Annotated in this window: 10 protein-coding genes; 6 read left to right on the forward strand and 4 right to left on the reverse strand. The window is 35.5% G+C overall.

The annotated features are described in order from the left end of the window. Nucleotides 1–48 precede the first annotated feature (48 nt). Nucleotides 49–2967: a SusC/RagA family TonB-linked outer membrane protein gene (locus MQX03_RS06780; RefSeq protein ID WP_242802234.1), complete on the forward strand. Its 2919-nt coding sequence runs from the start codon at nt 49–51 to the stop codon at nt 2965–2967. 53 nt (nt 2968–3020) lie between these two features. Further along, entirely contained in the window at nt 3021–4514 is a 1494-nt protein-coding gene (locus tag MQX03_RS06785; protein WP_242802235.1) for a RagB/SusD family nutrient uptake outer membrane protein, read from the forward strand. A gap of 136 nt (nt 4515–4650) precedes the next feature. Here the strand turns inward: MQX03_RS06785 and MQX03_RS06790 are convergent, their stop codons facing one another. Then, entirely contained in the window at nt 4651–5049 is a 399-nt protein-coding gene (locus MQX03_RS06790) for a DUF7674 family protein (protein ID WP_229985645.1), read from the reverse strand. Nucleotides 5050–5769: 720 nt separating this feature from the next. Here MQX03_RS06790 and MQX03_RS06795 point away from each other — a divergent pair. From MQX03_RS06795 to MQX03_RS06810, 4 genes are all read left to right on the forward strand, one after another. After that, entirely contained in the window at nt 5770–6783 is a 1014-nt protein-coding gene (locus tag MQX03_RS06795) for a nucleoid-associated protein (RefSeq protein WP_229985643.1), read from the forward strand. Nucleotides 6784–7005: 222 nt separating this feature from the next. Then, nucleotides 7006–9216 carry an ATP-binding protein gene (locus MQX03_RS06800; RefSeq protein ID WP_242802236.1) on the forward strand — a complete coding sequence of 737 codons (2211 nt, stop codon included), beginning with the start codon at nt 7006–7008 and terminating at the stop codon, nt 9214–9216. A gap of 14 nt (nt 9217–9230) precedes the next feature. Then, nucleotides 9231–9782, forward strand: coding sequence for a biliverdin-producing heme oxygenase (locus tag MQX03_RS06805; protein WP_242802237.1), 552 nt, complete (start codon nt 9231–9233; stop codon nt 9780–9782). Nucleotides 9783–9889: 107 nt separating this feature from the next. Beyond that, nucleotides 9890–10816 carry a malate dehydrogenase gene (locus tag MQX03_RS06810; RefSeq protein WP_129534611.1) on the forward strand — a complete coding sequence of 309 codons (927 nt, stop codon included), beginning with the start codon at nt 9890–9892 and terminating at the stop codon, nt 10814–10816. A gap of 296 nt (nt 10817–11112) precedes the next feature. On the opposite strand, the gene MQX03_RS06815 is transcribed toward MQX03_RS06810, so the two are convergent. The 3 genes from MQX03_RS06815 to MQX03_RS06825 all read right to left on the reverse strand — a co-directional run bounded on the left by MQX03_RS06815 (nt 11113) and on the right by MQX03_RS06825 (nt 13098). Then, nucleotides 11113–11502 (reverse strand): RidA family protein, encoded by a 390-nt coding sequence (locus MQX03_RS06815; protein ID WP_242802238.1) that lies wholly within the window; start codon nt 11500–11502, stop codon nt 11113–11115. 75 nt (nt 11503–11577) lie between these two features. Next, nucleotides 11578–12147: a Crp/Fnr family transcriptional regulator gene (locus MQX03_RS06820; RefSeq protein ID WP_242802239.1), complete on the reverse strand. Its 570-nt coding sequence runs from the start codon at nt 12145–12147 to the stop codon at nt 11578–11580. A 42-nt stretch (nt 12148–12189) separates the two neighbouring features. Next, nucleotides 12190–13098 (reverse strand): NAD(P)/FAD-dependent oxidoreductase, encoded by a 909-nt coding sequence (locus tag MQX03_RS06825; protein ID WP_242802240.1) that lies wholly within the window; start codon nt 13096–13098, stop codon nt 12190–12192. Between the last annotated feature and the right edge of the window lie 39 nt (nt 13099–13137).

Raw genomic sequence — 13137 nt, forward strand, 5'->3', positions numbered from 1 at the left:
ATTTAAATACAAGCATCAAGTAAATAATCAATAATCACCAATCTTAGAATGAAGAAATCTATAGTAACTCTGGGTATTTTATTAAGTACCACAAGTTTTATCTTCGCACAGGAAAAACAACCGACCGGTACGACCAAGAATCAAGATACGATACAATCCAATAATAAAACTAAGGATATCGAAGAAGTAGTTATCATTGCCTACGGTACCCAAAAAAGAGGAGAAGTTACCGGTTCTGTGGGTAGAGTAAGTGCTGAAAGCTTTAAAGATCGTCCAATTTCGAGAGTCGACCAGGCATTAACTGGTCAGATTGCAGGGGTTAAGACGCGTGCTACTTCAGGAAAACCTGGCGAACCATTAGAAATCAGAGTTCGTGGTACCGCTTCAATTTCTGCAAGTAATTCACCTGTTTATGTTGTTGATGGGATGGTTGTAGACGATATGGCAAACGTTTCTCCTGATGATGTGCAATCGATTGAAGTATTAAAAGATGCTGCTTCTACAGCAATGTACGGCTCTCGTGGTTCAAATGGTGTAGTGATCGTCACAACAAAAAAAGGAACGACAGGAAAACCATCATTCACTTTCTCACAGTATTATGGTGTACAAACTATCGAAAAAAAGCTGGATATTATGACCAGCTCAGAATGGATAGATTATGCAACTGAATCGATCAACAAAAGGTGGGTTGCATTAGCGCCGGGTAATTCAGCATCAGATAGTTACGAAGTAAGGGCTAAGTATTTTAACTTAGCAAATACGACCAACTACAATTTGGCTAATGTTCAATATATGATTGATCCTCGATGGGGGACCAATCAGGTCGCTAATATCGATTGGCAGGATGCGTTTTACCGTCCGGCATCCATTCAAAATTATCAATTGGGAGTGCGAGGTGGAAATAAGAATGTGAAATATGCTATTTCAGCTGCGTATTTCGATCAGGAAGGTTTGGCGCTCAATACCGGATTCAACAGGTTTAATTTAAGCGCTGTGGTTGATGTCAATATTTCAGATAAGTGGAAAGCTGGAATTGCATTGAGACCAAGTTATTCTCAAAGTTACGGAGCAGCAGTAGACGGAAAAGACAATGAAGCGCACAAAATGCTCTCGATGGTTCCTGTGGCAGAATTGTCGGCAGGTCTTTATACAAATTTCTGGAAAAACGACCGATACCGATGGGCAAGTTCTTCACAGAGTCCGATTGGGGCACTAGAAAACACGACCAATAATACCAATGAATTCAGGTTACTATCCAGTTTATATATGTCTTATGATATTTTGCCAAGTTTAAACTTAAAAATTTCAGGAGGGGCAACCAATAACTTTAATCTGAATAACGGATATACACCAACTTTTAACTTAGTGACCAATATTCCGGGGCAGGTAAGCATCGCCAGCCGTAGAACGGTGAATTATAACCGCTATTTAGGAGAAGCTTTATTATCATATAAAAAAACTTTCGGAGATCACAGTGTTAATGCAATTGCAGGTTATAGTGCTGAAAATTACAGAACAACAAGTCAATATAACCGGAACAGAGGATTTCCTAATGATGATCTAAAGACCTTTAACTTCACACAATCTGCATCTGTACTTAACTCAGAATATACCGCTTCAGAATGGATGTTGGTTTCTATGTTTGGTCGTGTGAACTATGATTACAAAAAGAAATACATGTTGTCTGCCAGTATTCGTAGAGATGGATCTTCGAGATTTGGGTGGAATAATCTTTGGGGAACATTTGCAGCATTCGGAGGTGCTTGGAAAATAGATGAGGAAGAATTTTTAAAGGATTCAAGCTGGTTAAGCAATCTAAAACTTAGATACAGCTGGGGTGAGAACGGAAATAATTCTATTGGCGACTACAGAGCATTTGGAACACTTGCAGGCGGAAATTACTCATTTGGCGGAAATCTTTCAAATGGTTTGATTCCAAATACAATTCCCAATCCAGATTTAACTTGGGAAAAAACAAGATCTTCAGATTTTGGTTTTGAATTAGGATTATTCAACAGAATTGATTTTACAGCCGATTATTATATCAAAAAAACCAATGACCTTCTTTTGCAACAGCCAATACCATACGTTACAGGGTATAACATCATGTGGAAAAACGTAGGTTCAGTGCAGAACAAAGGTTTGGAATTAGATTTAACGACAAAAAATTTAACAGGAGCTTTCAAGTGGAATACATCTGCTAATATCGCATTTAATAATAATAAAGTATTGCAGTTAGGAACTGATAATGCACCTATTTATACAGGTTTTAGTAACAGTACCAATATTATTCAGGTAGGAGAAGAGCTTAATTCATTTTACTTGTATGAAGCAATAGGCGTGCTTTCTAGCGCAGATATTGCCAATGCAGGTATTGCTAAAACCAATGGCGCAATCGCTGGTGATACAAAATACAGAGATGCAAACGGTGACGGAATTATCAATGAAAACGACCGTCATATTATCGGAAGTCCAACTCCTGATTATTACTGGGGTTTTACCAACACTTTTTCTTACAAAGGATTTGATCTTTCTGTATTTTTCCAGGGACAAAAAGGTGGGTACAGCTATGCTTTGCTAGGTCGCGCAATTGACCGTCCAGGAATGGGTACTACAACCAATGTGATGGGGAATTGGGCAAACCGCTGGCGTTCTGATGCAGAACCAGGAGATGGAAGAACTCCAAGATTAGATGGTACAACAGGGAGTTTGCTAGATACAAGATGGCTGTACGATGCAACTTATATTCAGCTTAAAAATATTACTTTAGGATATAATTTTGAGCAGGATTTAGTGAATAAATTAAAAATTTCTAACCTTAGAGTGTATGTCAGCTTAGAAAACGTCTGGAGAAAAGACAACTATTATGGTGGCTACAACCCAGAATCTGTACAGTCAGACGGTACCGATTACGGAGCATATCCGAATGCGAAAGTGTATATGATGGGCTTAAACTTTAACTTCTAAATTTTAAAAAAATGAAAATCACTAAAATAAATACTTCCCTTTTACAATTAAATATGAAATCTCTTACAAAAGCATTGATTTGCGGAACTATAATGCTTGGGATGCTCAGTTGCGAAGATGATTTAATGCTGGAACCTGAAAATAATATTACCCAAAATTCTTTTTATACTACCGAATTACAGATTCAGCAGGCTTTGTCCGGAGTATATTCAGCAATGGTGAATGCTTCATCAAGAGGAGGGTATGATGTTAATTTTTATCTATTGGCGTCAGAAGTTCGCTCAAATAATTTTAATGCAATTTCACAAAACGGAAACAGAGATTATTACGCAATCAACCGTTTTCAGGATACTTCTTCCACTGATGAGATGGAAATTCTTTGGGAAGATGCTTATCAGCAGATCTCTTACGCAAATACGCTTTTAGCGAGAATAGATGCAGTGCCGTTTGCAAATCCGGCAACTAAAGAACAATACCGTTCTGAAGCTCGTTTCTTAAGATCTTACGCATATTTTGAGTTGATGAGAAGTTTTGGAAAAGTTCCATTAATCGATAAACCTGTGAGTCCTGAAGAGGCGGCTAAAATACCAAGAACAGATCTTGCGACACTTTACAATTTCATTACATCAGAAATTGAAGCATCGGTAGCAGGTTTGAAAGATGTATATGACGCCGCAAATAAAGGAAGAATTACGAAGTCTGCAGCTCACGCCATGTTGGGGAGAATTTATCTTACAGGATCAGGATATCCGCTAAATAACGGTTCTTATGTAGCGAAAGCAAAAGATCATTTGTCTGCAGTGATTCAGGGTGAAGGTCAGTTCGTGACTTTTGCTCCTAATTATGCAGATCTTTTTAAAAGTGTAAATGATAATAAGTATCACATTTTTGAAATTCAGCATATCGGTGGAGGTTTGTCTCAGGGTTCTTATTTGCCAAGTTATGTTTCACCGAATTTTGGTTCTGCTGATCCCTATTACAATGCACAAGGCAGTTTATTCAGTTCTGCTGAATTAGGTGTTTCACAATCATTGATTGATACTTATGAGCCGGGAGATTTAAGACTTCCTTTAACGATCAAAACAAGTTTTATTGGGACAAACGGACAACCTGATCAGGCGAAATTTTTCGTAAAATTCCGTGAAAAAGGAATTGTTCTCAGTAACCGTTACGACTGGCCAATTAACTTCCCGATTATACGATATGAAGATGTTATGTTGATGTATGCCGAAATTTTAAATAATGAGGGAAGTACAAGTGCAGCTGTTTTTTATTTAAACAAAATCCGTCAGAGAGCAGGCCTTGCACCAGTTTCTGCATCGATATCTGCTGCTAATTTTACTACAGCACTTCGTAAAGAAAGAAGAGTAGAGTTTGCTGGGGAAGGTGTGTATTGGCATGATTTAGTACGTTGGAATACCGGAGTTACGGTTATCAATCAGGCTGCTGCCCAGCTAAACTATAATTACACCATTACAACCAATGATTATTTGTATCAGGTACCTTTATCTCAAATTCAGGTAGCGGGATATGATCAGAATCCCTAAAATATCTTTTAAAAAACTTAAATATAAAATCCCCGAGCATAGGCGAGGGGATTTTTAGAGAAATATCTAAATAATATTTATTTAAATAAAACGACTGCGCCCAAGCTAAAAGCTTGGGCGCAGTCTATTGCAAAATTTAATTCTTCTTAAACATAATCTCATCCAGTCTCGTCTGGTTAAGATAAATCTGTTGAAATTCTACCGGCATATACTGATACAGAATGTTCCATTGTTGGCTGTCAGTATGTTTTTTTAAGCTTCCGAATGACCTGATAAATAGATTTTCGATAATGTGTTTTACATTGAAAGTTCCGTTTTTGTAAATCCATTCCATCATTTTGATGTTTCTGTTGACAATGTTGATTTTAGATTCCTTTAAAAGAACTTTTAGATAATCAACGGTCGACTGAATAATGCCCGGAAAATTGTTTTGTGCAGAAAGCTGCGAAATTTCGTTCTGAATTGATGGATAAAATATTTTTAAATGCTCGATTGCCTGAGTTTCATTAATAGTATCCGCTTCAAAATTCTTCATTGTTAAAATATTTTTTTAAACATTCTAAGAGTTACTAAAAGTGTACCAAAACCATCAGGAAAAAATTAAAAAAAATTAATGTTGTTTAATTTAAAATTAAAAACGATAATGGTTAATAAACTCTTTGTTGATGAATGTTTTGAATACTTTGGCTAAAATAACTTTTTGCTAACTGATTGATTTTTAAATCTATTTTAAAATGTTGTTTTTGATCAGGATGTAACGAAACCTTTAAAATATGTAATGAAATGGAAATGGTGATCTCAGAGAAATAATTTTTTGCTGACAATTTCCATAATTATTAATGTCTCTTCTATAATTATTGTGTCAATTTCAAAATGATAAGTGACAAAATGTTTAACTGAAAATAATAAAAGCTTTCTGACAATGTTTTGATGTTCAATTTTCATCTTTAAAAATTTTCAATAAAAATGAGTTCCAAAGTATCGTAGAAAAAGGACGAGAAAATACATCCAAAGCAATTGCTGTATAAAGCATGAGAGTTAAAACCTTAGCTGACTTCGCTGAGTGAAACGCCTTTGCGAACGATTAAACAGTATGATTTTAAAAAAACTTTGTGTACTTTGCGTTTTAAAAAAAGCTGCAATACTATTATAAATCCCAAGCAGTTCTGCATTTTAACACAAAATTTTGAAAAATTATTTTTTGTCGTTTTTAATCCTCAGATTGAATATCTTTGCAGTCCACAAAAAATCAAAGATGTTTTCAAAAATTGCAGTACACAGAGTCGGAAATAAAATCAACGGTGAATCACTTATTCTTTCTCAGGAAGAACTTCAGCTGGATGAAGGAACCGTAGAATTGTTGGAGAATTATTTTTTAGGTTCATTCAAAACCGAAGAAACTTACCAGTTTTACAGTGATTCTTATTTGGTCAATAATCCCGTATTCAGTTCAGTGTCAGAAATTTTTGAAGACAAAGCGAAGTTCCTTTGGGAATCTGAAAACCTGGCAAAGCATCTCTTTGAAGCTGCCGAAAACCCACGAGTTCAGGGTGGCGAATTGTTTGTTGTTTATTTTGAAGACGACAGAGAAGGTGACGACAAAGTGGATAAAATCGGGATTTTTAAAACCGAAAAAAGAGAATCTTTCCTAAAGATTTTCCCTAAAAATGAATCATTCGAAATAGATAAAGATCAGGGAATAAGCCTTTCAAAAATCGATAAAGCAGCATTGATTTACAACAGCAGTAAAGAAAGCGGTTACGTACTTTCTGTAGTTGATAATAACAAAAATGGCGACATGTATTATTGGTTCGAAGATTTCCTGAAAGTGAAGCAGCGTGACGATGAATATTTTCACACCCAAGAGGCGTTGATGGTTTATAAAGATTATATCATCAAGCAGCTTCCTCAGGAATTTGAGGTTTCAAAGGCAGATCAGGCAGATTTTCTGAATCAGTCGATTAATTTCTTTAAAGAAAAAGAAGAATTTAAGCTGGATGATTTTGCGGCTGAGGTTTTGAAAGATGAGCATGTCATTGAAAGCTTTAATAATTTTAAAACCGATTACGAGCAGGAGATGCAGATCAATATTGCAGAAGAATTTCCAATCAGTGAAGCGGCAGTTAAGAAAACGCAGAGACATTTTAAAAGCATTATTAAATTAGATAAAAACTTCCATATTTACATTCACGGAGACCGAAAAATGCTGGAGCAGGGTCAGGATGAAAAAGGAAAATATTATATGCTTTACTTTGATAAAGAGGTTTAAAAAAGATGAGTAATTTAATATTGTAAGGTATAGAATATTATGCATATCACAGAATATTTTAATAAAAATTAACTGTTATGCTTTGATAATCAGATACTCATGTTAAATTACTATTAAAAAGTGATAATTTTTATTAATAATCAGTACAAATTTCAACTTGGGTACCACAATGTATTTATCGGGCAGTAAAAATGATTAACTTTGATTCTTTAAGTGTTATTTATGAATTTTGTTGAGTGTCATGATGAGCCCATCCATATACCGGGCTACATACAAAGTTTTGGTTATCTGATTGGCATCGATGCAGTATCTCATACCATTACATTTTTCAGTGAAAATATTACAGATATTTTTAATACCGAAAATTCTGAAATCTTTTTTGGGAAGAAATTGACAGATTTTCCGGAGCTTTTTCAGACTGTTATGACTTCTGATATTTTCGAATCTTTAGAAAACCTTACCCGCAGAGACAACGAAACATACTTCGATAAAATTTTTATCGGAGATCAAGAATATCACTTCTCGATTTTTAAAAGCCAGAATCAGATTTTTTTGGAATTTGAAGCACTTTTAAAAAATCATGAAAAACGAATCACCAATAAGTACGATAATTTCTACATCATCGATAATGATCAGGAAATTTGGGATCAGCTTTTAAGCACGCTTTTCAATATCATCAACTATGACCGAATCATGGTCTACAAATTCATGGAAGATGGTTCCGGTAAAGTGATTGCCGAAAAAGCCAATGATAGTCTTGAAAGTTATTTAGGCTTACATTATCCCGAATCTGATATTCCGAGACAGGCTCGTGACCTTTATAAAAAGAAAAGAAAAAGGATTTTCAGTAATGTGTATGCAGAGCCGGTGAAGTTGGTCAGCAAAACGATTGATACCATTGATCTTACTTTTGTAGCTTCACGTGCAATGTCGCCTATTCATGGGCAGTACATCAAAAACTCAGGCGCTTCTTCAAGTTTCAGTGTGTCAATTATTATTGATGACAAACTTTGGGGCTTGGTGACTTGTCAAAATTCTGAACCCAAACATATTGATCTTGAAGACCGTGTGCAGGCCGGCATTTTTACAGTGCTGGCATCCAATGCCTATTCTTCATTTAAATCAAAAAAAGAATTAGAATATCGTTTAGATTTAAATTTAAAAGCATCACAGCTTAAATCTGAATTTTTAAAGCATAATACCTTATTCGAATCGCTTATAGAAAACAAATCTGAAATCAGAAATCTTCCTGAAGCAGACGGTTTGGCAGTAGTTTCAGAAAATTATGTCGTGACCGACGGTGTTACTCCCCAGCGTGATGTTATTCACAAAATCGTCGATTGGGCATATCGAAATACTGAAGAAACCATATTCATGAGCCGTAGTTTTCTAAAAGATTTCGGTAATGAATTGGGTCTTGATGAAACAGCAGGTGGTATAGTCATTTATTTTGTTGAAAAAAGCAAAAATGAATTACTGATCTGGTTCAGAAAAGAATTTGACGACCACATCAATTGGGCAGGAAAACCCGAAAAGAAAATCGAAGTATTTTCTCAAAACGGAGAAGAAAGAAATATCATTTCACCGAGAACTTCTTTTGAAGCTTTTAAAGAAGAAATAAAGGGGAATTCCAGAAGATGGAGCAGCAGAAACGAAATTGCGATACAATCAATTCGTGATGTGATTTTGGAGACTTCTCACCGACAGTACGTCACCATCAAAAGACTGAACGAGCAGCTTAAAAAAGTAAATGAAGAATTAGACAGTTTTTCATATACGATTTCGCATGATTTGGGAACTCCGTTGACAGTAATGAAACTGAATGCGCAGATGTTGCTGAAAAGTCTTTCAGATATTTCTGATAAAAACAAACATAAAATCAGTTCTATTATTGACGAAATCGACAATATGGCTGAAATGATGCATGACGTTTTGCAATTAAGCAGAGCCAAGCACAGCGAAATTGAGCTGGAAGATTTAGAAACACAGCATACCATTGGAAAAATCACCGAAAATGCAAAAATGACTTTTGACACTCCGAAAAGCGTAGTAGTGGTCAAAGATTGTCCAAACGTTATGGCTGACAAAACTTTATTGCATCAGGTGTTTTTAAATATAATCAATAATGCAATCAAGTATTCATCCAAACAGGATCAGCCTGAAATTCTGATAGAAGGAATGGAAGATGGAGAGCAGGTTATTTACAAAATCACCGACAACGGTATCGGAATTCCTGAATCTGAAAAGCACAGAATGTTTAAGATTTTCAACAGGATGGATAATGCCAGAAAATTCAAAGGAAACGGAATCGGTCTTTCAATTGTTCACCGAATTATGAATAGAATTGGCGGAAATGTCGATTACGAAAGCAGTATTAACGGAACTTGTTTTATTTTAACGTTTCAAAACCCTAAATTTGTGAAACAACTTTAAATTTAAAACAAAAAATGGTATCTGAATATTTAAAACAAAACACCGCTGAGTTTCATGATGCAGCTGAAAAATTATTTAGTTCTGATAAAATTTTCAGCAAAACGTTCACTTTAGAAGATTATAAGAAAATCATCAATACCAATTATCTGATGCTTCTTCACAGTGAAAACAAAATATTCAGTAACCTTTCAGCAAAATTTTCAGAAAAACTTCATTTAGATAAAAGAGTCAAACTTCCGTTGATTGAAAAAGATTTGGCGAGTTTAGACTTAGACAATCAAACGGCTTCTCACGATCTTGAATTTGCCAATGAGCATGAAGCTTTGGGAGCAATGTACGTGATTGAAGGTTCTACTTTGGGTGGAAACGTAATCGCAAAGCAGCTTTCAAAAACTGAAGGTTTTGATGATGTTACATTCAACTTTTTCGGATGCTATCAGGAAAATACAGGACCGATGTGGAAGAACTTTAAAGAGGTTTTGGATACTGAAGTTACCGAAGAAAATTACAACGAAGTATTGTCAGGAGCTAAGAAACTCTACACTTTTTTATTAAACGTTAATTAATTTCCTTAAATAATAATTAAAATTCCCGAAAGATTGCCCAATTTTTCGGGAATTTGTACATTTGGGAAGCAAAAATTAAAGCTAACAAAATAAACAATAAATATATTATGAAAGTAACCGTAGTAGGTGCAGGTGCTGTAGGAGCAAGTTGTGCAGAATACATCGCAATGAAAGACTTCTGTTCGGAAGTAGTTTTAGTAGATATCAAAGAAGGTTTTGCTGAAGGAAAAGCAATGGACTTGATGCAGACTGCATCTTTGAACGGATTTGATACAAAAATTACAGGTACTACAGGAGATTACAGCAAAACAGCAGGTTCTCATGTAGCGGTAATCACTTCTGGTATCCCAAGAAAACCGGGAATGACAAGAGAAGAATTAATCGGTATCAACGCAGGAATCGTAAAAGAAGTTACTGAAAACTTAGTTAAAAATTCTCCTGAAGTAATCATCATCGTGGTTTCTAACCCAATGGATACTATGGCTTATTTGGTACACAAAACTTCAGGTCTTCCTAAGCACAAAATCATCGGTATGGGTGGTGCTTTAGATTCTGCAAGATTCAAATACAGATTAGCTGAGGCTTTAGAAGCTCCAATTTCTGACGTAGACGGTATGGTAATCGCTGCTCATAGTGATACAGGGATGCTACCATTATTAAGCAAAGCAACAAGAAACGGAGTGCCTGTAACTGAATTCCTTGATGACGCAAAACAAAAATATGTAATAGAAGAAACTAAAGTAGGAGGTGCTACCTTAACTAAATTGTTAGGTACTTCAGCTTGGTATGCACCAGGTGCAGCAGTTTCTGTAATGGTTCAGGCAATTGCTTGTGACCAGAAGAAAATGATCCCTTGTTCATTAATGCTTGACGGAGAATATGGCGAAAGCGATATCTGCTTAGGCGTTCCAGCAATCATCGGTAAAAACGGTGTTGAAAGCATTGTAAACATCACATTGACTGCTGACGAACAATTAAAATTTGCTGAAGCTGCACAAGCAGTAAGAGAAGTAAATGGTGATTTGAAGTTTTAATTTTTATTAAACTTTTAATATAAAAAAAACAGCGTGCCCTTTGGGCGCGCTGTTTTCGTTGTTACAATCTTGATAAGTACGTTTCTAATTTTGTATTTGCTTATTGGAAAAAGCTTCTAAAGTCTTTTATTAATAGGGGTGGGCTTTAGCCCGACCACAATTGAAAATTTCAAATTTGGCTTTAGCCAAAACTTATTCTTGGAGTTAATTCAATGAGGGTTTACGATAAAAAAAGCTCTCGATACGCTTTGCTACTCGAGCTGACGATGTATTGAATATCTCTCTTTTAAAGAAAATTACTTCACAACGGTCGCTTCCATTTCCACTTTCAGCGTTTCAAACAGAGTTTTAACTTCAATTACTGTGCTTGCCTGCTTAATGCCATGCTTTGTAATCCAGTTTTGCCAGATGTCGAAATTCTCAAAAAATGCGGGATGGTCTGTTGTATAAACATTTAATCGAACAATGTTTTTCAATTCAAATTCAGCCTGTAAAATAATTTTCTCAATATTTTCCAGGGTTTTGATGATTTGAGTTCTCATGTCAGCATCACTTGTAATTCCGTTATCGTCAATGGCGGTTTGCCCTGAAACGTAAAGCGTGCTCTGAATATTTTTAACTTCCACAGCTTGTGCATAATTTCTGTCGTCCTGCCAAGTCCACGGGTTGATGATTCTTTTTTCCATGTTGAAATATTTTAATTAAATTAATGAAACAAAGTTCGGCAGAACTGAAATTTTATACTGTGACCTGCGTCACAATTATTTTGATTCCAGAAAAAAGCGGCTTAAAGTTTCGCGTGACAGACCTAGGTAAGCGGCCAAAGTGATTTTTGGTATTCTCTGCAAAAGAGAAGGGTAGTATTTCAGAAACTGTTCGTAGCGTTCTTTTGCGCTCATCGTCATCAGTGAAAGAATTCTTCTTTGGTTTGAAATATGTCCGCCGATGGCTTTTTTCAAAAAGAAATCAGTCATTTTGGGAACTTCAGTCAGAAGTTGTTGATAATCATTAAAAGAAAGTTTTAAAACTATCGTATCTTCCAGACATTGCAGTGACTTAGTAGCTTTTGATTGTGTGTAAAATGCTGCATAATCGCTTTCCCACCAATCTTCCATTGAAAACGAAATGATGTGTTCTTTGGCTTCAGCGTCAGTGTAAAAAAGTTTTAGAAGACCTGAAACAATAAAATAGACATGGTCTACCTGATCATTTTCGCTGATGATCATTTCACGTTTTTTGAAATGCTGTTCCGTGAAAAATGATTCAACAACCGAAAATTCTTCGTCTGTCAAAGGAATTGTTTTGTTTATATGGTCTTTGAGGATGTTCATTAGGTTTAATTTAATAAATAGATTGAATAATCTATCTTAGTTCTAAAAACAATCCGTCACCAATTCCATATTCACCATTGCGCCAGCTACATTTCCTGTCATCACAGCGTTGGAAACCGAACGCATCATCGAAGAATTGTCACCGCAAACAAAGAGCCCAGGAACATTTGTTTTCTGAAACATATCTGTTTTGATATGACCCATTTCTGTGAGCTCGCAACCTAAACTTTCAGGGATATCAGAATGTTGCTGAAAAGGAAAAGCTCCATAAACCGCTTCAAAATCGATTTCTTTTTCATCATCAAAAACAAGGCTTTTTACATACCCATTTTCATTTTTCAACTCTGAAATTTCTGTTTCAATAATGTCAATCTGATTGTTTTTAAGTTTTTCAAATTGTTCAGAAGTGAAATTGGCTTTTCCTCTTGTCATAATCGTAACATTTTCTGTCAGATTTTTTACTAAAGAAGCGATGTGAACAGCCTTATCTCCATTCGCAATAATTCCAGTTTTCTTGCCTTTGTATTCATAACCATGACAATACGGACAGTGAATAAGCGAAATTCCCCATGATTCTTTAAAACCTTTGATGTTTGGAACTTCGTCAATTATTCCAGTGGCAACAATGATTTTTTTTGATTTAAAAGTTTCACCGTTTTCTGTTTGAATTTCGAATCCGAAGTCTGTTTTTTGAGCTGAAACCGCTTTACCATCATAAAAATCAACCGTATCATATTCTTCAACCTGACTTTTAGCTATTGTTGAAATTTTGGCAGGTGAACTTCCGTCATGAGTCAGAAAATTATGCGAATGAGGCGTTTGTTCATTACAAGGTTTTCCACTGTCGATGACCAAAGTCTTTCTTAAAGATCTTCCTAAAGCCATTGCGGCAGATAACCCTGAGTAACTTCCCCCGATAATGATAACGTCAAATAAATTAGGCTGTTTCATATGATATAACTGATTTTTCTTGTTTAAATTCTTGCCAAA

It is taken from the genome of Chryseobacterium aahli (assembly GCF_022699665.1).
Lineage (GTDB): Bacteria > Bacteroidota > Bacteroidia > Flavobacteriales > Weeksellaceae > Chryseobacterium > Chryseobacterium aahli.